Genomic DNA, 21,499 nt, shown 5'->3' with positions numbered 1-21,499 from the left:
GCGTAGTCCGGTCTGTCAGCGGGCGGCGTCGGCGATGGGCTTGGCGCCCTTGTCGCCGATTTCGTTGATCTGGATCGGGGCCTGGATGGTGCCGTTTTCCGCGAACGATACGGTGGCGCCGACGAAGTCGAAGGTCTTGGTGGCCTTGCGCTGCGCCAACAGGTTTTCGCCGGTGACGGGCTTGCCGGCTTTTTCCAGCGCGGCGGCCAGCACGCCGAAGGCGCGCACGGCGTTGTAGTAATTCAGCACGTACATGCTGGGTGCTTTGCCGTACTTTTTCTTGTAGTCGTCCAGCATGCGGCGGGTGATGTCGTCGGCCTTGTCCCAATCGACCTTCTGGCTGGTGAAGATCGCGCCCCGGGATTCGGGCAGCGACAGGGTGGACGGAATGGCAAACGCCGAATAGCTGGCGATCTGCTGCGATACGCCGTTGTCGCGCAGCTGCTTGACGATCTGGCCCTGCTGGCTGCCGTACGAGGCGATATAGACGGCATCCGGCTTCACGTCGCGCACGCGCGCGGCAATGCCCGAGAACTGCTGTGCCGTGGCCGGCACCGAGAAGCTGCCGGCCAGTTCGCCGCCGGCCTTGCCCAGCTCGGTTTTCAGTTCCTTGACCACCGACTGGCCCAGCGGATCGTCGACGTACACCAGGGCGATGCGCTTCAGGCCGCGCTGCTTGACCAGGTACGGCACCATGGCGCGCACCTCGAAGTCGACCAGGGGAATCGTGTTCCAGAAATATTCGCCCAGTTCGGCCAGATCGGGGCCCACGCCGCCGCCGTTGACCATGACCGTCTTGCTGCGCGTGCCGATGGGGGCGATGGCCTTGGATACCCCGGTGAACGCACTGAGCACGAAGGGCACCTTGGCCACGTTGACCAGCTTGTTCATGCCGATGACGCCCTGCATGGGCAGGGCCTGGCTGTCTTCGTACACGATAGACAGCTTGCCCGACAGCATCTTGGATGCATTGATGTGCTCGACCGCCAGGTTGGCGCCCGAGCTGAAGATCTGGCCGTATTCGGCGTTGCTGCCGCTCATGGGAAGCAGGCCGCCAATGGTAAGGTCAGCCGCTGTGGCCAGCGATGTCAGGGTCAGGCCTTGGCACAGCGCCAGGCCGGCAAGCAGCTTCTTCATCGAATGTCTCCGCACGGTGTCGAGGTTATTGTGCGCCGCAGCGTCAGGACGGCCGGCTGGCGGCTACGAAAATGCTAGCCAGTCTGCATGATGCGACCTATTCGGATTTACTTAACTGCGGGTTTTCCCGCGCAGCAGGCCGGCCTGGCGGCCTTCAGGACGGCTACATGATTTTGTTGGTCAAATAACCGTGGCGGCCGGCACCACGAAGGCCGAACAAGGAAGAGGACATGCGGCTTGTACTGGGACTCTTGTTGGCCGTTGTAGCTGTCGCGGCGCTGCCCGTGCTGACGGGGCTGCTGGCCTATGCCCTGGACAAGTACCTGCTGGGCGGCTGCCGCGCCGCGTACAGGCTCGGCCGCGCATGGCTGGGCGGGTGGCTGCGCGAATGGCGGCGCGGCTGATCCGGGCGGCGCGGCGGCCCCCGGGCACAGGCCATGCCCGCCGCCGGCCGCGCGTCAGCGGCGCGTGGCGGCAGCTATTTCCGCATCGCTCTTGCCCAGCACTTCGCGCAGGATCTCTGCCGTGTGCTGGCCCAGCAGCGGCGGCGCCCGGCGGTACACGACGGGCGATGCCGAGAACCGCAGTGGGCTGGCCGTGACGGCGGCCGTGCCGCCCTGGGGGTGGGGCAGCTCGCGCCGCAGCTGGCGCGCCTGCACCTGCGGATGGGCGAAGGCCTGCGCGATGTTGTTGATGGGCCCGCAGGGCACGCCCACCGCTTCCAGCCTGGCGATCCAGTCGTCGCGCCGTCCTTGTTTCATGATGTCGGACAGCAGCGCGATCAGTACCTCGCGGTTGGTGACCCGCTGCCGGTTGGTGGCAAAGCGCGGGTCGTCGCCCAGCTCGGGCGCGCCGATGGCCTTGCAATAGGCCCGGTACTGCGATTCGTTGCCGGTGGCCACGATCAGGTGGCCGTCGCTGGCGGCGAACACCTGGTACGGCACCACATTCTGGTGGGCGTTGCCCGCGCGCGTGGGCGCCACGCCCGAGGCGAAGTAATTGGAATTCTGGTTGGCCAGCAGCGCCACGTGGCAGTCCAGCAGGGCGATGTCCAGGTGCTGGCCCAGCCCGCTGCGGTGGCGTTCCTGCAGCGCCGCCAGAATGGCCACGCTGGCGTACATGCCGGTGATGATGTCGGTGACGGCCACGCCCGCCTTCTGCGGGCCGCCGCCCGGCAGGTCGTCGCGTTCGCCGGTAATGCTCATCAGGCCGCCCAGGCCCTGGATCATGAAATCGTAGCCGGGCAGCTGGGCGCAGGGGCCGTCCTGGCCGAAGCCGGTGACCGAGCAGTAGATCAGGCGCGGGTTGAGTTCGCGCAGGCTGTCGTAGTCCAGCCCGTACTTGCGCAGGCCGCCCACCTTGAAGTTCTCGACCAGGATGTCGCAGTGCGCGGCCAGCTCGCGGATCAGCGCCGCGCCTTCGGGCGTGGCCATGTCGGCTTCCAGCGAGCGCTTGTTGCGGTTGGCGCTCAGGTAGTAGGCGGCCTCGGCCGTGTCGCGGCCCTGGCCGTCTTTCAGGTAGGGCGGGCCCCAGTGCCGCGTGTCGTCGCCGGTGCCGGGCCGCTCGACCTTGATGACGTCGGCGCCCAGGTCGGCCAGGTTCTGGGTGCACCAGGGGCCGGCCAGGATGCGGCTCAGGTCGAGTACGCGGATGCCCTCGAGGGGCGGGAGTCGTGAATCCATGAAGATGGCTGCTCTTTGCTAGGAGTTGACCGTGGCCGTGCCGTGGCTCATGACGACGATACCGCGCGCCACCGCGCGCACCACGAACTGCAGCGCATTGTCTGGGCCGCGCCATATGTCGAATTGCAGCGTTTCGCCCGGGTACACCGGCGACGAGAAGCGCGCGTTCAGGCTGGCCAGCCGCGTCGCGTCATAGCCGCAGCAGGTCTTGACGATGGCGTGCGCCGCCATGCCGTAGGTGCACAGGCCGTGCAGGATGGGTTGCGGATAGCCGGCCTGGCGCGCGATCGCGGGATCGGCGTGCAGGGGGTTGCGGTCGGCGTTCAGCCTGTACAGCAGCGCGGCATTGGGCGCCACCGTCAGGGTGCAGGTTTGATCGGGCGCGCGCGTGGGCGCCGCGGGCAAGGGCGGCGGCGCGTCGTCGCCGCGTCCGAAGCCGCCGTCGCCACGGCAGAACGTGGTGTGCTGCAGGGTGGCCAGACAGGCCCCGGCGTCATCGTGCAGCGTGCGCTCGGTGATCACCAGCGCGCCCTTGTCGGCGCCTTTGTCGATCACGTGCGTGATGCGGCTTTTTCCGACGACGGTGCCGCTGGCGGGCAGCGGAGCGTGCAGGGCCAGGCGCTGTTCGCCGTGCACCAGCCGCACCCAGTCGATGCCGGCGCGCGGGTCGCTCATCCAGAAGCCGGGATAGCCCAGCACCGTGGCCTGGGTGGGAAAGGCCTGCAGGCCCTGTTCGTACACGTAGCGCAGCTGGCCGGCGTCGAGCGGGTCGTGCCCCAGGCCGATGCCCAGGGCGTACAGCATGGTGTCTTTCTCGTCGTAGCGGTGGTGTACGTCGTCGAAGCGCCAGTTCTTGATGGTGTCGTAGTCCATGGCGGCCTCAGATCGGGTCCCAGTCGATGACGTCGGGCGATCGTTCCAGCGCGTAGAACTGCTTGCGCATGGCGGGAATGGCGATCTCGCCGATCAGCTCGGGCGTCCAGCCTTCGCTGTAGTGCACGCTGCGCACGGGCCGCGGCTGGCTCATCAGCATGATTTCGTTGGCGCGCACGGCGAAGATCTGGGCGTTGACTTCGCTGGCGGCGTCGCTGGCCAGGAACACCGCCAGGGGCGCGACCTTGCCGGCTTCCATTTTCTTCAGTTTCTCGACGCGCGCCTTCTCGGCCTCGGTCTCGGCCGGGATCGAGCTGGTCATGCGGCTCCAGGCGAAGGGCGCGATGCAGTTCGAGCGCACGTGGTAACGCGCCATGTCGAGCGCGATGGACTTGGACAGGGCCACGATGCCCAGTTTGGCGGCCGAGTAGTTGGCCTGGCCGAAGTTGCCGATCAGGCCCGAAGTGGACGTCATGTGCACGAAGGCGCCGGATTCCTGTTCGCGGAAATACGGCGCGGCGGCGCGGCTCATGAAGAAGGTGCCGTTCAGGTGCACGTCGAGCACCTGGCGCCATTCTTCTTCGCTCATTTTGTGGAAGACCCGGTCGCGCAGGTTGCCGGCGTTGTTGACCACGGCATCGATGCGCCCGAAGGCATCGACCGCGGTCTTGATGATGCTGTGGGCGCCCTCGTAGCTGGCCACGCTGTCGGTATTGGCGCAGGCCTGGCCGCCGGCGGCCAGGATTTCCTGCACCACCGCCTGCGCCGGGCCGTCGCCGCCGCCTTCGCCCTGCAGCGACACGCCGATGTCGTTGACCACCACCTTGGCCCCCGCCGCGGCCATCGCCAGCGCGACACCGCGCCCGATGCCGCCGCCGGCGCCTGTTACAACCACGACCTTTCCTGCAACGATACCGCTCATGATGATTCCTCCTTGGGGGCCGCACCGGCCCCGACTCTCTGCATGGTAGATTTCAGGGCAGGGCAGCGGAATTCAAAATTAAAGACACCCCCCTTTTGCGTGGCGGAACATGAGACACGATCTGACCGACCTGCGTTTGTTCGTGAACGTAGGCGAAACCCTGAACCTGACGCGCGCGGCCGAACGTACCTTCCTGTCGCTGCCCGCGGCCAGCGCCCGCATCAAGAACATGGAAGAGGCCTTCAAGGCCCGCCTGCTGGTGCGCCAGGCCACCGGCGTGGCCCTGACGCCGGCCGGCGAGGTGCTGCTCAAGCATGCCCACGCCGTGTTCCGCCAGCTGGAATGCCTGAACGCCGACCTGCAGCCGTATTCCAGCGGCATCAAGGGCCGCCTGCGCCTGCTGGCCAATACTACCGCCACCAATTCGTTCCTGGCCGACGCCATGTCCACCTTCCTGGCCGAAAATCCCGACGTGGACATCGAGCTCGAAGAGAAGATCTCGGGCGACATCGTGCTGGCCATCCGCGCCGGCGCGGCCGACCTGGGCATTGTGGCAGGCAATATCGACGTCGAGGGGCTGGACGTCATGCCGCTGTTCCGCGACGAGCTGGCCATCGTGACCTCGCTGAGCCATCCGCTGGCGCAACTGGAGTCGGCGCGCTTCGTCGACGTCATCGACGCCTACCAATTCGTGGGCATCCATCCCAACAGCGCCATCCAGACCTTCCTGGAAGACATCGCCTCGGGCCTGGGCAAGCGCCTGTGCCAGCGGGTGCACGTGGGCAGCTTCGAAGCGGTGTGCCGCATGGTCGAGGCCGGCGCGGGCATCGCCGTGGTGCCGCGCGCCTGCGCGGCGCGCTACAGCCGTCCGCAGGCGCTGCATGTGCTGCGCCTGCAAGACAGCTGGGCGCAGCGCGACCGCTTGCTGTGCCGCCAGCGCGGGCGCGACCTGCCGCGCTTCGTCGAAGACTTCATCGAGCACGTGCGCACGGCCGCGCGGGCGGCGTAGCCGCGGCGCTTCGCCCCTGTTCTGTTCGTGCTGAACAGGGGGTTCGGCAAAAAAGAATCGGCAAGCGGCCGCGGGCGCGCAAATAATACGCACACCGCGCCGGGCACCGCGTTCGCGCGCGGCAACAAGAAAACCGGAGACACACCTATGCACGATCCGCAACGCCGCCGCCTGATGGCGGGGCTGGGCGCCGCCTGGGCGGCCGCTGCTTTGCCTTTGCAGGCCCGCGCGGCCAAGTGGCCCGAGCGCCCCGTCAATTTCATTGTGCCGTTCCCGCCCGGCGGGCCGGTGGATACCACCGCGCGCTTTACCACCCAGCCGATGGGCGAGGCCTGGAAGGTGCCCGTGGTGGTCGACAACAAAGCCGGCGCCGGCGGCATCGTGGGCGCGCAGGCGGCGGCCAAGGCCGAGGCCGACGGCTACCACTATTTTTTTGCGTCTATCCATCATGCGGTGCTGCCCAGCCTGCGCGCCAACCTCAGCTACGACGTCACCACCGATTTCGTGCCGGTCGGCATGGCGGCGGTGTTTCCGATTGTGCTGGTGGTGCACGAATCGCTGCCGGTAAAGACGGTAAAGGAACTGATCGCCTACGCGAAGCAGCATCCCGGCAAGCTGTCGTTCGGCTCGTCGGGCACGGGCGGCGGCACGCACCTGGCGGGCGAACTGTTCAACAGCATGACCGGCACCCATATCCAGCACGTGCCGTACCGCGGCAGCGCCCCGGCCATGCAGGATTTGCTGGGCGGCCAGGTGCAGGTGATGTTCGCCGACGGCCCGTCGGCCCGGCCCCACCTGGAAGGCGGCAAGATCCGTCCGCTGGGCGTGGGCAACCCCGAACCCTCGGCGCTGTTCCCGGGCATTCCCACCATTGCCGCGTCGGGCGTGCCGGGCTACGAGGCCTATTCATGGAGCGGCCTGCTGGCGCCGGCAGGCACGCCGGCCGCCATCGTCAAGCAGGTCAATGCCGACATGGTGCGCGCGCTGAAAGACCCGGCCACGGCCAAGGGCCTGCTGGACGCCGGCGCCGAGCCCAAGCCCGGCACGCCCGAAGAATTCGGCGCGTTCCTGCAGGCCGAGATCGCCAAGTGGAACAAGGTGATCAAGGCGGCGGGGATCAAAGTGGAATGATGCGTCGGGGGGTGTGCTGGCGGCGGGGTTACGGGTTCTTCTGGCGCCGCGGGGCGGTGGCGCGAGCGCCTTGGCTTCACGGTGCCGTCCGGGCGCCCCGCGCGCCCGGGCCCGGCCCCGAGGCGCCGCGGCGCTCGCGCCACCACCCCGCGACTCGCAGTAAATCAGGATACCGGCGTTGCCGGGGCGCGCGGGGTTCTTGCGTGCTTGGGCCGCATCCGGGGAAAAGAAAAAAATCGTTCGGGGCCGGCTATTCCAGCCGCCCTGCGCGGCTGGAATAGCCGTTCGGGTGGCGGCATGCGAAGGGCGTTTTTTTTGTCTGGAATGGTCAGGTGATGTACCCAGGTGTCGGGCTCCGCAGGTGCCCGACACCGTTGTGAGCCACAGCTATCTCAGTCATGCGGTGTCAGGCACCCTGTCAGGAGCCTGACACCTGAAACACTGAAATGATGCGCCCGCCAGCCCTTGAGCGAATGCTGCTCGGCGCCGCGCAGGGCGGCGCCGAACAGCGGCCCTGCAAGATCTTTTTCTTTCCCCGGATGCGGCCCAGGAACGCAAGAACCCCGCTCGTCCCGGCACCATGGCAAACGTCATTTGACGCGAGTCGCGGTGGGTGGGGGTGAGTGCCGCGGCGCCTCGGGGCCGGGCCCGGGCGCGCGGGGCGCCCGGACGGCACCGTGAAGCCAAGGCGCTCACCCCCACCCGCCGCGACGCCAGAAGAATCACTGTCTGATCCTCGTACGCCCAGTCTGAAGCACCCTTCACTGCAACAGCGCCCGCCGAGCCTCCTCGTACTCGCGCGCCAGCTGCTCCACCAACGCCTGGGTCGACAGCAGTTCCTGCGTAGCCCCCACCCCCTGGCCGGCGCTCCAGACATCTTTCCAGGCCTTGGGGCGGTTCCGTTTGTCCAGGTCGACGGGGTTGGCTTCCATGCTGTCCAGCAGGGCCGGGTCCAGGCCAGCGGCGGCGATGCTGGGGATCAGGTAATTGGCCGGCACGCCCGAGAAAAACGGCGTGTACAGCACATCGTCCACGCCGGCCTGCAGCACCATCTCGCGGTAGCGGTCGGGCGCCAGCGATTCGTGCGTGGCGATGAAGCGCGTGCCCATGTAGGCGAAATCGCAGCCCAGCGCCTGGGCCGCCAGCACATCCTTGCCGTGGCTGATACAGCCCGACAGCGCCAGCGGGCCGTCGTAGAAAGCGCGGATTTCATTGACCAGGGCGATCGGGTTGATGGCGCCCGCGTGCCCGCCCGCGCCGGCGGCCACCAGGATCAGTCCGTCCACGCCGGCATCCAGCGCGCGCCGCGCATGGCGTACCGTGGTCACGTCGTGGAACACCAGGCCGCCGTACGGCCGCACCGCCGCGACCACGGCATCGGGCGCGTGCAGCGAGGTCACCACCAGCGGCACCCGGTGCGCCACGCAGATGTCCAGGTCGCCCTGCCAGCGCGCATTGGTGGGATGCACGATCAGGTTGACGCCATAGGGCGCCACCACGGCGCCGGGATGGGCCTGGCGGTAGGCGGCCAGGCCGGCTTCGATGCGCGTCAGCCAGTCGTCCAGGGCTTCCTGGGGGCGCGCATTCAGCGACGGGAACGTGCCGACGATGCCCGCGGCGCATTGGGCGATCACCAGGTCAGGGCCCGACACCAGGAACATGGGTGCGCCGATCACCGGCAGGCGGGTGGTCGAACGCAGGAATTGCAAAGCGGGCATCGGCAGTGTGCTCCGGGGTCAGTTGGTCTGGATGCGGGCCGACTTGATGACGTTGGCCCACATGGCGTATTCGCGGTCGATGCGCGCCTGCACCGCCTTGCCGTCGCCCGCGTCGACGGTATAGCCGCCGTCGACCATGGCCTTGCGGAACGCCGGATCCTGCGACACGGCCGACAGCGCCTTGGCCAGTTTGGTCTTGACCGTCTCGGGCAGCCTGGGCGGGGCCATCAGCGCGTACCAGCCGACCACTTCGTAGTCTTTCAGGCCGGCCTCGATCATGGTGGGCACGTCCGGCAGTTCGGGGTTGCGCTCGCGCGAGGTTACCGCCAGCGCGCGCGCCTTGCCGCTCTTGATGAACGGGATGGCCGTGCTGGTGATGTCGAACATGAAAGTGATCTTGCCGCTGACCACGTCCATCATGGCCGGCGAGTTGCCGCGGTACGGCACGTGCAGCATCGGGGCCTGCGCCTGCAGCTTGAGCAGTTCGGCCGACAGGTGGTTCGAGGCGCCCACGCCCGCCGAGCCGAAACTGACCGCCTCGGGGTGCGCCTTGGCGTACGAGATCAGTTCGCCCACGCTCTTGGCCGGGATCTGCGGGCCGATCAGCAGCACATTGGTGTAGTCGACCACCATGCCGATGGGAGTGAAGTCTTTGTGCGGGTCGAACAGCTTGCTGTTCTGCACCAGCGGCGAGATGGTCAGCGAGGGGCTGGCCGCGAAGCCCAGCAGGTAGCCGTCGGGCGCCGCCTTGGCGGTGGCGTCGGACGCAATCATGCCGCTGGCGCCGGCGCGGTTTTCCACCACCACGGTCTGGCCCAGCTTGTCGCCCAGGTATTTGGCGAACACGCGCGCGGTGGTGTCGACCGGCCCGCCGGGCGCGTAGCCCACCAGCAGGCGCAGCGGCCGGTTGGGGTAGCTGCCGTCGGCCTGGGCGGCACCGGTGGCGCACAGGGCCAGGGCCAGGGCGCTGGTGCGCAACAAAGATTTGATCTGCATGGATTGTCTCCGTTGTTTTATGTGTGTGTGCTTTTTCGCGGGTGTGCCTGTCTGATTCCGGTCGCTCCCGCGGCGGCCGGCGCCGTCCGGATACATCGACGGACGATGCTGCAGGCAGTGTCCGGCGCGGCGGCGCGCTTGACCATTCTTCATTGCCGAAGCAGGGGTTTTGCCGGGCGGTACGCTGGGGCGTGCGCGGCGCGCGGGCCGCGCACGGCGGCGCTTCGTTTGCACAAAACCCCCGCTTCCACAGAGGCAGATTGCCCTGGCGGCCGGGCCGCGGCTAGATTACGGGCAGAAGGAGACCGCACATGGACCTGAGCTGGACACCGGAAGAACGCAGCTTCCGCGAAACCGTACGCGCGTTCGCGCAAGAAAAACTGCCGAGCGACATACGCGACAAGGTGCTGCGCCATCAGCGCCTGGAACGCGACGACTACATCCGCTGGCACCGCATCCTCGACGGCCGGGGCTGGGGCGCGCCCACCTGGCCCAAAGAGTTCGGCGGCACCGGCTGGAACGCCATCCAGCGCCTGATTTTCGAGGTCGAATGTTTCAAGGCGGGCGCGCCGCGCCTGCTGCCTTTCGGCCTGAGCATGATCGGTCCGGTGCTCATGAAATACGGCAGCGCCGAGCAGCAGCAGCGCCTGCTGCCGCGCATCATCCGCGTCGACGACTGGTGGTGCCAGGGCTATTCCGAGCCGGGCTCGGGATCCGACCTGGCCTCGCTGAAGACGCGCGCCGAGGTCGAGGGCGACCATTACGTGGTCAATGGCCAGAAAACCTGGACCACGCTGGCGCAGTACGCCGACTGGATGTTCTGCCTGGTGCGCACCGACCCCGACGCCAAGGCGCAGCGCGGCATCTCGATGCTGCTGATCGACATGCGCACGCCCGGCGTCACCGTGCGCCCCATTCGCACGCTGGACGGCGGGCACGATGTCAACGAGGTGTGGCTGGAAAACGTGCGCGTGCCCGTGGCCAACCGCGTGGGCGAAGCCGGCCAGGGCTGGACCTACGCCAAGTACTTGCTGGGCCACGAACGCACCGGCATCGCCGGCCTGGGCCATTGCCACCGCGAACTGGGCATCTTGAAAGACCTGGCCGCGCGCACTCAGCGGGGCGGCCGCCCCATCCTGGAAGACAGCCGCATGCGCGACCGCATTTCGCGCGTCGAAGTCGACATCATGGCGCTTGAAATGCTGCTGCTGCGCGTGGCGGCGGCGCGCGGCGACGCGCCGGGGCCGGAAGCCTCGGTGCTGAAGATCCGCGGCTCGGAAATCCAGCAAGATCTGGCCATGCTGCAGATGGAAATCGCCGGCCCCGACGCCTGGCCCTACGATCCCGACTGGATGCAGGCCGACGCGGCTTTCCACGGGCCGGGGCCCGACATGACGGCCGCGGCCGGCGCCGGCTATGCCGACATGCGCAAGACCACCATCTATGGCGGCACCACCGAGGTGCAGAAGGGCATCATCGCCCGCATGATGCTGGGCCTGTAAGGCCCGCCATCGCAACGGAACACGACTATGGATTTCGCGTATACCGAAGAACAGCGCATGCTGGCCGACAGCCTGCGGCGCCTGGTGCAAGACGAATGGGGATTCGCGGCGCGCCGCGCGCGCGCCGCGCAGCCGGGGCTGGACGCGCGCGCCTGGGGCCGGCTGGCCGAGCTGGGCGTGCTGGGCCTGAACATCGCCGCCGAGCACGGCGGCTTCGGCGAAGCGCCCGCCAGCCTGCTGCCGGTGCACCTGGAACTGGGCCGCGGCCTGGTGTCCGAGCCGGTGATCCCCAGCGCCGTGATGGGCGCGGCCCTGATCGCGGCCTGCGCCGATGCCGCCACGCAGCGCGAATGGCTGCCGGCGCTGGCCTCGGGCCAGGCCATCGCGGCGCTGGCCTGGCAAGAGCCGGGCCGGCGCTACGACACCGAGCCCGAGCTGTGCCGGGTGCGGCCCGCGGCCGACCGCATTCTGGAATTGTCGGGCGCCAAGCACCTGGTGTGGCATGGCGCGGCCGCGCACGCCTGGATCGTGTCGGCCCGCGATATCGATGACGAGCCCGTGCTGCTGCGGGTGCCGGCCGACGCGCAGGGCGCCGCGGTGCTGGACACGCCCACGCTCGACCGCGCGCGCTGCGCCCGCATCGATTTCGACCGCACGCCGCTGGGCGCCGAGGCCATCCTGGCACAGGGCCAGGCAGCGCGCGACGCCCTGGCTACGGCCATTGAATGGGGCTCCGCCGCCCTGTGCGCGCATGCCGCCGGCGCCATGGAACGCCTGCTGGAAATCACCATCGACTACCTCAAGACGCGGCGCCAGTTCGGCCAGCCGCTGGCCGCCTTCCAGGTGCTGCAGCATCGCATGGCCGACATGCTGGTGGCCAAGGAAATGGCTCTGTCCATGGCCTATGTGGCGGCCGCCGCGCTCAGCGAGCCCGACGCCGCGCAGCGCCGCCGCATGCTGGCCGCCGCCAAGCTCGAGGCCGCGCGCGCCGGGCGCTTCGTGGCCCAGAGCGCGGTGCAGCTGCATGGAGGCATGGGCATGACCGACGAACTGGAAGTGGGCGACTATTTCAAGCGGCTGACCATGATCGCCCCGCTGCTGGGCGACAGCGCCGAACAACTGGCCACGCTCGAGGAACTGGCATGACCCAGGCATACGAACAGATCCGCTTCACGCTGGAAGACGGCGTGGGCATCATCACCCTGAACCGCCCCGACCGGCTCAACAGCTTCACGGCCGCCATGCACGCCGAGCTGGCGCGCGCCCTGGATACGCTCGAAGCCTGCGACGGGCTGCGCGGCCTGGTGCTGACCGGGGCCGGGCGCGGTTTCTGCGCCGGCCAGGACCTGGGCGAGCGCAAGCCGCTGCCGGCCGGCCAGCGCCGCGATCTCAGCGAAGGGCTGCGCAATTTCTACCGCCCGCTGATCCTGCGCCTGCGGGCGCTGCCGGTGCCGGTGGTCTGCCTGGTCAATGGCGTGGCGGCGGGGGCGGGCGCCAGCCTGGTATTCGCCTGCGACGTGGTCTATGCGGTGGAATCGGCGCGCTTCATCCAGGCCTTCAGCAAGATCGGCCTGCTGCCCGATGCCGGCGGAACCTGGTTCCTGCCGCGCCTGGTGGGTTCGGCGCGCGCCATGGGGGCGGCCCTGTTCGGCGATACGGTATCGGCGCGCCAGGCCGAGCAGTGGGGCCTGATCTGGCGCTGCATACCCGATGCCGAGTTCGACGCCACCCGGGCCCAGGTGGTGGCCACGCTGGCCGGCGGGCCCACGCGGGCCTATGCCGCCACCAAGCAGGCCCTGCAGGCCTCCAGCGGCAATACCCTGGCGCAGCAGTTCGACCTGGAATGCGACCTGCAGCAGCAGCTGGGCTATACCGACGACTACCTGGAAGGCATGCGCGCCTTCGCCGAGAAGCGGCCGCCGGCGTTCCAGGGCAAATAGGGCGGCCGGGCGGGGTGGATTCCGGCCTCTTGAACCCGGTCTTGTAGAAATACGAATTCACAAATCCGGAGGGGCGAGGCATTCTTGCGGCTGCAACGACACTGCCAAGGAACCCAACATGACGTCTTCCAACCCCGCGGCCTGGATCGGCCGCGGCGAGTCCGTGGCCGACAACCTCGACGCCGGCCACGCCGCGCGCATCGCCGCCACCCTGGGCGAGCCCGCGCCGGCCGCCGGGGCGCCCCTGCCGCCGCTGTGGCACTGGGCCTTCTTCATCACCCCGGTGGGCATGGAAGGCGTGGGCGCCGACGGCCACCCGGCGCGCGGCGGCTTCCTGCCGCCCGCCGACGACCGCAACCGCATGTGGGCGGGCGGCCGCGTGGCCTTCCATGCGCCGCTGCGCGTGGGCGTGCCGGCCGAACGCCGTTCCACGGTGGCCGACGTGCGCGAGAAAACCGGCCGCACCGGCGCGCTGCTGTTCGTCACCGTGCGCCACGAATACCACCAGGACGGCGTGCTGGCCATCCAGGAAGAACAAGACATCGTCTACCGCCAGCCGTCGCCGCCCAAGCTGGCGGGCACCGACGCGCCGCCCGCCTCGCAGTGGCGCCAGCCGGTCGACCCGTCGCCGGTCCTGCTGTTCCGCTATTCGGCCGTTACCTTCAACGGCCACCGCATCCACTACGACCACCCCTACGTCACGGGCACCGAAGGCTATCCGGGCCTGGTGGTGCACGGCCCCATGATCGCCACCCTGATGGTCGCCGCGTTCCGCGGCGCCCATCCGTCGGCGCGGCTCGAACACCTGTCGTACCGCGGCCTGCGGCCCCTGATCGCGCCCAAGCCCTTCGACGTGGCCGGCCGCATCGACGAAGCCGGCCTGGCCCAGTTGTGGGCCGAACAAGACGGCACCCTGGCGCACCAGGCGCAGCTGAGGTTTTCCGCATGAGCGCGCCCACGTCTGTCCGCCCGCTCGACGGCATCACCGTCGTCAGCCTCGAACATGCCATCGCCGCCCCGTTCTGCACGCGCCAGCTTGCCGACATGGGCGCGCGCGTCATCAAGATCGAACGCCCCGGCGCGGGCGACTTCGCCCGCGGCTACGACGAGCGCGTGCGGGGCCTGTCCTCGCATTTCGTCTGGACCAACCGCTCGAAAGAAAGCCTTACCCTCGACCTGAAGCACCCCCAGGCCGCCGAAGTCATGCAGCGCCTGCTCGAATCGGCCGACGTCCTGGTGCAGAACCTGGCCCCCGGCGCCGCCGACCGCCTGGGCCTGTCGTTCGACACCCTGCATGCCAGGCATCCGCGCCTGATCGTGTGCGACATCTCCGGCTACGGCCTGGGCGGCCCGTACGAGCGCAAAAAGGCCTACGACCTGCTCATCCAGAGCGAAAGCGGCTTCGTGTCCGTTACCGGCTCGGGGCAAGAGCCCGCCAAGGCCGGCTGCTCCATTTCCGACATCGCCGCCGGCATGTACGCCTATTCGTCCATCCTGAACGCGCTGCTGCTGCGCCAGCGCACCGGCCTGGGCAGCCGGCTCGACGTCTCCATGCTCGAAAGCATGGTCGAATGGATGGGCTATCCGCTGTACTACGCCTTCGACGGCGCCTCCCCGCCCATGCGCGCGGGCGCGGCGCATGCCAGCATCTATCCGTACGGCCCGTTCCCGGTGGGCGACGGCGCCACCATCATGCTGGGCCTGCAGAACGAACGCGAATGGCGCGTGTTCTGCGACCGCGTGCTGGGCCAGCCCGAACTGGCCGACGACGAACGCTTCTCGTCCAATTCGCGCCGCGCCGCCAACCGCGACGCGCTGCGCGCCCTGATCGTGCAGGCCTTCGCCGGGCTGACCATCGACCAGGTCACCGACCGCCTCGAAACCGCGCAAATCGCCAATGCCCGCGTCAACGAAATGAAAGACGTCTGGGCCCACCCGCAGCTGCAGGCGCGCCAGCGCTGGCGCGAAATCGACAGCCCGGCCGGCACGCTGCCCGCGCTGCTGCCGCCGGCTTCCAGCAACGCCTTCGCGCCGCGCATGGGTCCGGTGCCGGCAGTGGGCGAAAACACCGATGCGGTGCTAGCATCGTTGGGGTACGCGCCCGAAGACGTGGCGCGCCTGCGTGCCGCCGAGGTCGTGTAATGCAAGCCATAGCCCGTACCGTCCGTACTGCCCTGTTCGTGCCGGCCAGCCGGCCCGAGCGCATTCCCAAGGCGCTGGCCAGCGGCGCCGATACCGTCATCGTCGACCTCGAAGACGCGGTCGAGCACCTGGCCAAAGACAGCGCCCGCGAAGCCCTGTGCGATTTCCTGGGCACCCACCCCGACGCGCGCCTGTGGGTGCGCATCAACGATGCCTCCACCGCCTGGCACGACGACGACCTCAAGGCCTGCCGCAACCACCCGGGCGTGGCGGCCATCGTGCTGCCCAAGGCCGAAACCCAGGCGCACGTGCGGCATGCCGCGCAAACCGGCATCGACATCGTGCCCATCCTGGAAACCGCCGAAGGCATCCTCAATACGGCCGAAATCGCCGCCACGCCGGGCGTGCAGCGCCTGGCGTTCGGCAGTCTCGACTACGGGCTCGACCTCGGCCTGACCACCGATTCCGAAGGCGCCGGGGTGGTGCTGGACCACGCCCGCGTGCAGGTGCTGCTGCGCAGCCGCGCCGCCGGCCTGGCGCCGGCGCTCGACGGCGTGTTCCCGGGCGTGCAAGACACCGCCGGCATGCGGGCGGCCGCCCTGCGCGCGCGCGACATGGGGTTTGGCGGCATGCTGTGCATCCATCCCACCCAGGTGGGCATCATCCACGGCGCCTTCGCGCCGCCGGCGGCCGACCTCGAATGGGCGCGCCGGGTGGTGGCCGTGCACCGCGACAGCGGCGCCGGCACCTTCATGCTGGAAGGCAAGATGGTCGACGCGCCCGTCATCGCACGGGCCCGCCAGCTGCTGCAGCGCGCCGGCGAACAATCCTAGGCCGCCAGTTTCAGGTGTCTGACACCCTGCGGGAGTCAGACACCTTGTCGGCAATTTCAATCGGGCAGCCGTTCGATCGTCTGGTCTGCCAGCTGCGCCAGCAGCGTGCGCAGCGGTCCTTGCGGCAGCGCCAGGCCGGGCGCCAGTTCGCCCAGCGGCGCCAGCACGAAAGCGCGCTGGTGCATGCGCGGATGGGGCAGGATCAGCCGCGGCGTATCCATGACTGTGTCGCCGTACAGCAGCAGGTCCAGGTCGAGCGTGCGCGGGGCGTTCTTGTAGGGGCGCAGGCGGCCGTGGCGGTTTTCCAGTTCCTGCAGTGCGTCCAGCAGGGCCAGCGGCGCCAGAGTGGTGTCGACGGCTGCCACCGCATTGATGAAATCCGGGCCGGCGGCATCGACCGGCGCGCTGCGGTAAAAACCGGAAGGCCGGCAGGCCAGGATGCCCGGCGTGGCGGCCAGTTCTTGCAGTACGGTGCGCAGCGTGGCCGGCGCGTCGCCCAGATTGGCGCCCAGGCCGACGTAGGCGCGCACCGCCGGCATCATTCGGCTGCGTGCGGCGCGGCGGGGCGGCGCGGACGGCGGCGGCGCTTGCGCGGGGCGCTGGCTTCGGCCGGATCGCGCGGCAGGCGGGCCAGTTCTTCGATCATGTCGGCGCGGGTGGCGTCGTCGCCGTTGGCCAGGTCCATCCACCACTGGGCCAGCACGCTGTCGAACTCGCCCGCGGCGGCGCGCAACTGCAGGAAGTCGCAGGCCGCGCGGAAACGCGGCTGTTCGATCATGCGGTAGATAGTCTTGCCCATGCGGCGCTCGAAGCGCGGCTGCATGAACCAGATTTCACGCATGTCCGATGAAAACCGGCGCTGGATGGCCAGTTTCTCGGTTTGTTCGTCCAGCACCGAATCGGCGGCGTGCACCAGGGCGGGGACGGAATGCTCGCCCTGTGCGCGCAGCTGCTTCCAGCGCGATTCCACTTGCTGCCACAGCAGCGACGCGAACAGGAAGCTGGGGCTGATGCTCTTGCCGGCGCGCACGCGCGAGTCGGTGCGTTCCAGCGCCAGTTCCACGAAGTGCTCGCCGCCGGGCTGTTCCAGCACCACGTCCAGCAGCGGCAGCAGGCCGTGGTGCAGGCCGTCGGCGCGCAGCTGGCGCAGGCAGTCCATGGCGTGGCCGCAGGTCAGCAGCTTGAGCATTTCGTCGAACAGGCGCGAGGCCGGCACGTTCTCGATCAGCGATGCCATGGTGCCGATGGGCTTGCGCGTGGCCGGGTCGATGCTGCCGTTGAGCTTGGCCGCGAAACGCACGGCGCGCAGCATGCGCACCGGGTCTTCGCGGTAGCGCTGGACCGGGTCGCCGATGATGCGCACCTGGCGTTTTTTCAGGTCTTGCACGCCCTGGTGGTAGTCGATGACTTCTTCGGTGTGCGGATCGTAGTACAGCGCGTTCATGGTGAAATCGCGCCGCGCGGCATCTTCTTCGTGGCTGCCGAACACGTTGTCGCGCAGGATGCGGCCGTGCTCGTCGGTTTCCTGGTCTTGCGAGGCGGGGGCCCGGAAGGTGGAGGTTTCGATGATTTCCTGGCCGAACACCACGTGCACCAGCTGGAAGCGCCGGCCGATGATGCGGGCGCGCCGGAACAGCGGGCGGATCTGCTCGGGCGTGGCATTGGTGGCCACGTCGAAATCCTTGGGCTCCAGGCCCACGATCAGGTCGCGCACGGCGCCGCCCACGATGTAGGCCGAATAGCCGTGCTGGCGCAGCACTTCACAGACCTTGATGGCATGGCGCGAAACGTTGCGGCGGTCGATGCCGTGCTTGTCGCGCGGAATGCGCTGGGGTCCCCGGGCAGCCGGCATGAACAGCCGGCCGACGAATTTTTTTATGGTGTCGGTGATCATTTAGGATTTTGCGTCTTCCATGTGCTCGAACAGGTCGAGCACCTGCCAGCCGCGCGCGCGCGCGATTTCGCGCAGCGACGGGCTGGGATTGGCCGCCACCGGCCGGCTGACGGCCTCGAGCAGCGGTACGTCGTTGACCGAATCGCTATAAAAGAACGATTCGGAGAAATCCGCAAGGGCCAGCCCCATGCCGGCCAGCCACTGGTTGACGCGCACGACCTTGCCTTCTTTGAAGCTGGGCGTGCCGTCGATGCGGCCGGTGTAGCGGCCGTTGCGGTATTCGGGGTTGGTGGCGATCAGGTGCGGCACGCCGAAGGCGCGTGCGATGGGCGCGGTGACGAAGCTGTTGGTGGCCGTGACCAGCGCGCACAGGTCGCCGGCCGCCAGGTGCTGTTCGACCAGCCGCAGGGCTTGCGGGGTGATGTCGGGGCGCACGACCTGCGCCATGAATTCTTCGTGCCAGGCGGCCAGGTCGAACGGCGTGTGCGCGGCCAGCAGGCCCAGCATGAACTCGGCCGCCTGGTCCGCCGTAAGCTGGCCCTGGTTGTAGCGCACCATCAGGTCGTCGTTGCGGCGGCGCGCTTCGTCGGGGTCGCCGGCGCGCCCGGTTCGCGCCAGGAAATCGGCCCACTGGTAGTCGCTGTCCAGAGGCAGCAGCGTGTGGTCCAGGTCGAACAGCGCGAGTCGTCGGGGCGTCATGGCGTTTGTGTATCGGGGTCTGCCAGCATGGCGCGCAGCAGCGGAATCGTAATGGGCCGGCCGGTGGCCAGGGAATAGCGGTCTAGTGCATCGAGCAGGGCGGCAAGCTTGCGGATGTCGCGTTCGCGATGGGTCAGCATCCACTGAATGACTTCGGGCGCCAGCTGCAGGCCGCGTTCGGCGGCCTGCGCCGCCAGCGCGGCGCGCTTGTCGGCGTCGGACAGCGGCTCCAGCCGGAAGACCAGGTCCCAGCCCAGGCGGGTGCGCAGGTCTTCGCGCAACGGCATGGACAGGGGCGCGCGGTCGCCGGCCACTGCCAAGGCGAATGCGCGGCTGGTGGCCGCGCATTCGCGCCACCGATTGTACAAGGCGAACAGGCCGGCCTGCCGGGCGTCGTCCATGCGGTGCACGTCGTCCACGGCCACCACCGGCGGCATGGGCGCGTCGGAGTCGGCGTCGGCCAGCCGGCGCAGGGCCTGGGCGCCTTGCGCCGCGTCGATATACACGGCGCCCGGGCCGGCGGCCAGCCCGCGCAGCAGGTGGCTGCGGCCGCAGCCGGCGGCGCCCCACAGGTACAGGGCCCGGCCTGGCGCCAGCGCGCGCGCGGCGGCCAGCGCTTCGCCGTTGGATCCGGCGATGTAGTTCTGCAGCGTGGGGGCGGGCGCGGGAAGTACGTCGAGCAGCAGCTGGCGATTCATGGGTGACGATCTGTACAGGGCGGGGTGGCGCGGCCCTTGCGGGCCGGGCTGAACGATAGCAGGCGCCCGGGCATCGTAAAATGCTGGCGCGGCACCCCGTAAACCCTGCAATTGTTACATACCCCACGGTTTTTCTCATGACTACTCAACCTTCCGCCCCCCTGACGTACCGCGACGCCGGCGTCGACATCGACGCGGGCGACGCCCTGGTCGACCGCATCAAGCCTTTGGCTGCGCGCACCATGCGTCCCGGCGTGCTGGCCGGCATCGGCGGGTTCGGCGCCCTGTTCCAGGTGCCCGGGAAGTATCGCGAGCCCGTGCTGGTGTCGGGCACCGACGGCGTGGGCACCAAACTGCGCCTGGCGTTCGAATGGAACCGCCACGATACGGTGGGCGTCGACCTGGTCGCCATGAGCGTCAACGACATCCTGGTGCAGGGCGCCGAACCGCTGTTCTTCCTGGATTACTTCGCCTGCGGCAAGCTGTCGGTGGATACGGCGGCCGCGGTGGTGGGCGGCATCGCGCACGGCTGCGAGCTGGCCGGCTGCGCCCTGATCGGCGGCGAAACCGCCGAAATGCCCGGCATGTACCCCGACGGCGAATACGACCTGGCCGGTTTCGCGGTGGGCGCGGTGGAAAAATCCGCCATTCTCGACGGCAAGTCGATCCAGCCGGGCGACGTGGTGCTGGGCCTGGCTTCCAGCGGCGCGCATTCCAACGGCTATTCGCTGGTGCGCAAGATCCTGGAACGCGCCGGCGCGCGTCCCGACCAGGACTTCCACGGCCAGCCGCTGGTCGACGTGGTGATGGCGCCCACGCGCATCTACGTGAAGCAGGTGCTGGCCGCGCTGGCGGCGCACACGGGCGCCATCAAGGGCCTGGCGCACATTACCGGCGGCGGCCTGCTCGACAACGTGCCGCGCATCCTGCAGTCCGGCCTGTCGGCCCGCCTGCACCGCGACGCCTGGCAGATGCCGCAGCTGTTCCAGTGGCTGCAGCAGCAGGGCGGCGTGGCCGACAACGAAATGCACCGCGTCTTCAACTGCGGCATCGGCATGGTGATCGTGGTCGATGCCGCGCAGGCGGATGCGGTGGCGGCCACCCTGGCGGCCCAGGGCGAGACCGTCAGCCGCATCGGCGAGATCACTGCCCGGAAGGACGGCGAGGCACAGACGGTCGTCGTCTAGTCGGCGGCCTGCCTGCGTATAGGTGTCAGGCTCCGCCAGGTGCCTGACACCGTGCTGTTGAGACAGCCGCTGCCCACTTCGGTGTCTGGCACCTTCGGAGCCAGACACCTGGCTCAATCGGCCCTTGCCAGGCGCCGCAGGCAAAGACGCATGGCAATGGTCAGTCCGCCAGTATCTCGGCCACTCGGTCAACAACCCGCCCGCTGGCATTCCCCGCCAGGCAATCCACCACCAGGCGTTCCGGCTGCGCCCGCAGCCAGGTCAGCTGCCGCTTGGCCAGCTGCCGCGTTGCCGCGATGGCCTGTTCGCGCGCGGTGGGCAGGTCGAGGGCGCCGTCCAGGTGCGCCCACATCTGCCGGTAGCCCACGCAGCGCACCGACGGCAGGCCCGGGTGCAGGTCGCCGCGCGCATGCAGGGCGCGCACTTCGTCCAGCAGGCCGTGGGCCAGCATGGCATCGAAGCGTTGTTCGATGCGGGCATGCAGGGCGGCGCGAGCGGAAGGCTCCAGGCTCAGGGTGACATAGCGGTGGCTTGCGTCGCCGGCCGCGCGCTGGCGGCCCAGCAGCAGCGCCGACATGGGCCGGCCGCTGAGGGTGCAGATTTCCAGGGCGCGCTGGATGCGCTGGCTGTCGTTGGGCGCCAGCCGCGCCGCGGTGGCGGGATCCAGCGCCGCCAGTTCGGCATGCAGGGCCGGCCAGCCCAGGCGCGCGGCGCGCGCTTCCAGCTCGGCGCGCAGCGCCGGGTCGGCCCGCGGCAGGTCGTCCAGGCCGTCGCGCAAGGCCTTGTAGTACAGCATGGTGCCGCCGGCCAGCAGCGGCATGCGGCCGCGCGCGCGGATCTCGTCGATGAGGCGCAGCGCGTCGGCGCGGAATTCGGCGGCCGAATAGGCCTGCGCCGGATCGCGGATGTCCAGCAGGTGCTGCGGCACGCGGGCCTGTTCGGCGGGCGACGGCTTGGCCGTGCCGATGTCCATGCCCCGGTAGATGGTGGCGGAATCGACGTTCACCACTTCCAGCGGCCAGCGCTGCGCCAGCGCCAGCGTGGCGGCGCTCTTGCCGGCCGCGGTGGGGCCGGCCAGGCAGATGACGGGAAGTGCGGGGCTCATGCCGGACGGGGCGCGGCGCGCCCGCAAGACG

Annotated in this window: 21 protein-coding genes; 10 read left to right on the top strand and 11 right to left on the bottom strand. The window is 69.1% G+C overall.

What is annotated here, in order from left to right:
- Positions 1-15: 15 nt before the first annotated feature.
- Positions 16-1,137: an ABC transporter substrate-binding protein gene (locus J2P76_RS11550; RefSeq protein ID WP_207407480.1), complete on the bottom strand. Its 1,122-nt coding sequence runs from the start codon at positions 1,135-1,137 to the stop codon at positions 16-18.
- A 230-nt stretch (positions 1,138-1,367) separates the two neighbouring features.
- Here J2P76_RS11550 and J2P76_RS11545 point away from each other — a divergent pair, with 230 nt between their 5' ends.
- Positions 1,368-1,541: a hypothetical protein gene (locus J2P76_RS11545; protein WP_207407478.1), complete on the top strand. Its 174-nt coding sequence runs from the start codon at positions 1,368-1,370 to the stop codon at positions 1,539-1,541.
- A 54-nt stretch (positions 1,542-1,595) separates the two neighbouring features.
- Here J2P76_RS11545 and J2P76_RS11540 read toward each other — a convergent pair whose 3' ends face one another.
- The 3 genes from J2P76_RS11540 to J2P76_RS11530 are packed head-to-tail and all read right to left on the bottom strand — an operon-like array spanning position 1,596 to position 4,614.
- Positions 1,596-2,819 carry a CaiB/BaiF CoA transferase family protein gene (locus tag J2P76_RS11540; protein WP_207407476.1) on the bottom strand — a complete coding sequence of 408 codons (1,224 nt, stop codon included), beginning with the start codon at positions 2,817-2,819 and terminating at the stop codon, positions 1,596-1,598.
- 18 nt (positions 2,820-2,837) lie between these two features.
- Positions 2,838-3,692: a MaoC/PaaZ C-terminal domain-containing protein gene (locus J2P76_RS11535; RefSeq protein WP_207407474.1), complete on the bottom strand. Its 855-nt coding sequence runs from the start codon at positions 3,690-3,692 to the stop codon at positions 2,838-2,840.
- A 7-nt stretch (positions 3,693-3,699) separates the two neighbouring features.
- Positions 3,700-4,614, bottom strand: coding sequence for an SDR family NAD(P)-dependent oxidoreductase (locus J2P76_RS11530; protein WP_207407473.1), 915 nt, complete (start codon positions 4,612-4,614; stop codon positions 3,700-3,702).
- Between the two features lie 109 nt (positions 4,615-4,723).
- On the opposite strand from J2P76_RS11530, the gene J2P76_RS11525 reads away from it, so the two are divergent.
- Together J2P76_RS11525 and J2P76_RS11520 are read left to right on the top strand one after the other, a co-directional pair.
- Positions 4,724-5,623 carry a LysR substrate-binding domain-containing protein gene (locus J2P76_RS11525; RefSeq protein WP_207407464.1) on the top strand — a complete coding sequence of 300 codons (900 nt, stop codon included), beginning with the start codon at positions 4,724-4,726 and terminating at the stop codon, positions 5,621-5,623.
- 147 nt (positions 5,624-5,770) lie between these two features.
- Positions 5,771-6,754 (top strand): Bug family tripartite tricarboxylate transporter substrate binding protein, encoded by a 984-nt coding sequence (locus tag J2P76_RS11520; RefSeq protein ID WP_207407462.1) that lies wholly within the window; start codon positions 5,771-5,773, stop codon positions 6,752-6,754.
- 761 nt (positions 6,755-7,515) lie between these two features.
- Here the strand turns inward: J2P76_RS11520 and J2P76_RS11515 are convergent.
- Positions 7,516-8,472, bottom strand: coding sequence for an NAD(P)H-dependent flavin oxidoreductase (locus J2P76_RS11515; RefSeq protein ID WP_207407460.1), 957 nt, complete (start codon positions 8,470-8,472; stop codon positions 7,516-7,518).
- Positions 8,473-8,490: 18 nt separating this feature from the next.
- A complete protein-coding gene (locus J2P76_RS11510) occupies positions 8,491-9,468 on the bottom strand; it encodes a Bug family tripartite tricarboxylate transporter substrate binding protein (RefSeq protein ID WP_207407458.1) in 978 nt (325 codons plus the stop codon).
- Positions 9,469-9,779: 311 nt separating this feature from the next.
- Between J2P76_RS11510 and J2P76_RS11505 the strand changes: the two genes are divergently transcribed.
- The 6 genes from J2P76_RS11505 (at position 9,780) to J2P76_RS11480 (ending at position 15,885) form a co-directional block, all read left to right on the top strand.
- Positions 9,780-10,970, top strand: a complete 1,191-nt coding sequence (locus J2P76_RS11505; protein ID WP_207407456.1) for an acyl-CoA dehydrogenase family protein — start codon at positions 9,780-9,782, stop codon at positions 10,968-10,970.
- 27 nt (positions 10,971-10,997) lie between these two features.
- A complete protein-coding gene (locus J2P76_RS11500; protein WP_207407453.1) occupies positions 10,998-12,116 on the top strand; it encodes an acyl-CoA dehydrogenase family protein in 1,119 nt (372 codons plus the stop codon).
- Positions 12,113-12,910, top strand: a complete 798-nt coding sequence (paaG, locus tag J2P76_RS11495) for a 2-(1,2-epoxy-1,2-dihydrophenyl)acetyl-CoA isomerase PaaG (protein WP_207407451.1) — start codon at positions 12,113-12,115, stop codon at positions 12,908-12,910. The genes J2P76_RS11500 and paaG overlap by 4 nt, the downstream gene beginning before the upstream one ends.
- Before the next feature lie 118 nt (positions 12,911-13,028).
- Positions 13,029-13,859, top strand: a complete 831-nt coding sequence (locus J2P76_RS11490; protein ID WP_207407449.1) for an FAS1-like dehydratase domain-containing protein — start codon at positions 13,029-13,031, stop codon at positions 13,857-13,859.
- The gene (locus tag J2P76_RS11485; RefSeq protein WP_207407447.1) at positions 13,856-15,052 is read left to right on the top strand and encodes a CaiB/BaiF CoA transferase family protein; all 1,197 of its coding nucleotides are present in this window, start codon (positions 13,856-13,858) and stop codon (positions 15,050-15,052) included. Before J2P76_RS11490 ends, J2P76_RS11485 begins: the two co-directional genes overlap by 4 nt.
- Complete coding sequence (locus J2P76_RS11480) at positions 15,052-15,885, top strand: HpcH/HpaI aldolase/citrate lyase family protein (RefSeq protein ID WP_207407445.1); 834 nt, start codon at positions 15,052-15,054, stop codon at positions 15,883-15,885. Before J2P76_RS11485 ends, J2P76_RS11480 begins: the two co-directional genes overlap by 1 nt.
- Before the next feature lie 56 nt (positions 15,886-15,941).
- On the opposite strand, the gene J2P76_RS11475 is transcribed toward J2P76_RS11480, so the two are convergent.
- The 4 genes from J2P76_RS11475 to hda are packed head-to-tail and all read right to left on the bottom strand — an operon-like array spanning position 15,942 to position 19,176.
- Complete coding sequence (locus J2P76_RS11475; RefSeq protein ID WP_242697355.1) at positions 15,942-16,427, bottom strand: 2-amino-4-hydroxy-6-hydroxymethyldihydropteridine diphosphokinase; 486 nt, start codon at positions 16,425-16,427, stop codon at positions 15,942-15,944.
- Positions 16,424-17,779 carry a polynucleotide adenylyltransferase PcnB gene (pcnB, locus tag J2P76_RS11470; protein ID WP_207407443.1) on the bottom strand — a complete coding sequence of 452 codons (1,356 nt, stop codon included), beginning with the start codon at positions 17,777-17,779 and terminating at the stop codon, positions 16,424-16,426. The genes J2P76_RS11475 and pcnB overlap by 4 nt, the downstream gene beginning before the upstream one ends.
- Positions 17,780-18,478 carry an HAD family hydrolase gene (locus J2P76_RS11465; RefSeq protein WP_207407437.1) on the bottom strand — a complete coding sequence of 233 codons (699 nt, stop codon included), beginning with the start codon at positions 18,476-18,478 and terminating at the stop codon, positions 17,780-17,782. It abuts the gene before it with no gap.
- On the bottom strand, positions 18,475-19,176 hold the full coding sequence (gene hda, locus J2P76_RS11460) for a DnaA regulatory inactivator Hda (RefSeq protein ID WP_207407435.1): 702 nt from the start codon (positions 19,174-19,176) through the stop codon (positions 18,475-18,477). Before hda ends, J2P76_RS11465 begins: the two co-directional genes overlap by 4 nt.
- Positions 19,177-19,313: 137 nt before the next feature.
- Between hda and purM the strand changes: the two genes are divergently transcribed.
- Complete coding sequence (gene purM / locus J2P76_RS11455) at positions 19,314-20,363, top strand: phosphoribosylformylglycinamidine cyclo-ligase (protein WP_207407434.1); 1,050 nt, start codon at positions 19,314-19,316, stop codon at positions 20,361-20,363.
- 160 nt (positions 20,364-20,523) lie between these two features.
- Here the strand turns inward: purM and miaA are convergent, their stop codons facing one another.
- On the bottom strand, positions 20,524-21,468 hold the full coding sequence (gene miaA / locus J2P76_RS11450) for a tRNA (adenosine(37)-N6)-dimethylallyltransferase MiaA (RefSeq protein WP_207407432.1): 945 nt from the start codon (positions 21,466-21,468) through the stop codon (positions 20,524-20,526).
- Between the last annotated feature and the right edge of the window lie 31 nt (positions 21,469-21,499).

The sequence above is a fragment of the Bordetella petrii genome (assembly GCF_017356245.1).
Taxonomy (GTDB): Bacteria; Pseudomonadota; Gammaproteobacteria; order Burkholderiales; family Burkholderiaceae_B; genus Bordetella_A; species Bordetella_A petrii_D.
Note: the sequence above shows the minus strand (reverse complement) of the source record. Positions and strands in the feature narration are given on the sequence as shown.

Bases quoted from the DNA above. Each gene is read 5' to 3' on its own strand.
- miaA (WP_207407432.1), bottom strand. From the start codon at position 21,468: ATGAGCCCCGCACTTCCCGTCATCTGCCTGGCCGGCCCCACCGCGGCC.
- J2P76_RS11485 (WP_207407447.1), top strand. From the start codon at position 13,856: ATGAGCGCGCCCACGTCTGTCCGCCCGCTCGACGGCATCACCGTCGTC.
- J2P76_RS11505 (WP_207407456.1), top strand. From the start codon at position 9,780: ATGGACCTGAGCTGGACACCGGAAGAACGCAGCTTCCGCGAAACCGTA.
- pcnB (WP_207407443.1), bottom strand. From the start codon at position 17,779: ATGATCACCGACACCATAAAAAAATTCGTCGGCCGGCTGTTCATGCCG.
- J2P76_RS11525 (WP_207407464.1), top strand. From the start codon at position 4,724: ATGAGACACGATCTGACCGACCTGCGTTTGTTCGTGAACGTAGGCGAA.
- J2P76_RS11500 (WP_207407453.1), top strand. From the start codon at position 10,998: ATGGATTTCGCGTATACCGAAGAACAGCGCATGCTGGCCGACAGCCTG.
- paaG (WP_207407451.1), top strand. From the start codon at position 12,113: ATGACCCAGGCATACGAACAGATCCGCTTCACGCTGGAAGACGGCGTG.
- J2P76_RS11480 (WP_207407445.1), top strand. From the start codon at position 15,052: ATGCAAGCCATAGCCCGTACCGTCCGTACTGCCCTGTTCGTGCCGGCC.
- J2P76_RS11520 (WP_207407462.1), top strand. From the start codon at position 5,771: ATGCACGATCCGCAACGCCGCCGCCTGATGGCGGGGCTGGGCGCCGCC.
- J2P76_RS11515 (WP_207407460.1), bottom strand. From the start codon at position 8,472: ATGCCCGCTTTGCAATTCCTGCGTTCGACCACCCGCCTGCCGGTGATC.
- purM (WP_207407434.1), top strand. From the start codon at position 19,314: ATGACTACTCAACCTTCCGCCCCCCTGACGTACCGCGACGCCGGCGTC.
- J2P76_RS11540 (WP_207407476.1), bottom strand. From the start codon at position 2,819: ATGGATTCACGACTCCCGCCCCTCGAGGGCATCCGCGTACTCGACCTG.
- J2P76_RS11510 (WP_207407458.1), bottom strand. From the start codon at position 9,468: ATGCAGATCAAATCTTTGTTGCGCACCAGCGCCCTGGCCCTGGCCCTG.
- J2P76_RS11465 (WP_207407437.1), bottom strand. From the start codon at position 18,478: ATGACGCCCCGACGACTCGCGCTGTTCGACCTGGACCACACGCTGCTG.
- J2P76_RS11550 (WP_207407480.1), bottom strand. From the start codon at position 1,137: ATGAAGAAGCTGCTTGCCGGCCTGGCGCTGTGCCAAGGCCTGACCCTG.
- J2P76_RS11545 (WP_207407478.1), top strand. From the start codon at position 1,368: ATGCGGCTTGTACTGGGACTCTTGTTGGCCGTTGTAGCTGTCGCGGCG.
- hda (WP_207407435.1), bottom strand. From the start codon at position 19,176: ATGAATCGCCAGCTGCTGCTCGACGTACTTCCCGCGCCCGCCCCCACG.
- J2P76_RS11530 (WP_207407473.1), bottom strand. From the start codon at position 4,614: ATGAGCGGTATCGTTGCAGGAAAGGTCGTGGTTGTAACAGGCGCCGGC.
- J2P76_RS11535 (WP_207407474.1), bottom strand. From the start codon at position 3,692: ATGGACTACGACACCATCAAGAACTGGCGCTTCGACGACGTACACCAC.
- J2P76_RS11490 (WP_207407449.1), top strand. From the start codon at position 13,029: ATGACGTCTTCCAACCCCGCGGCCTGGATCGGCCGCGGCGAGTCCGTG.
- J2P76_RS11475 (WP_242697355.1), bottom strand. From the start codon at position 16,427: ATGATGCCGGCGGTGCGCGCCTACGTCGGCCTGGGCGCCAATCTGGGC.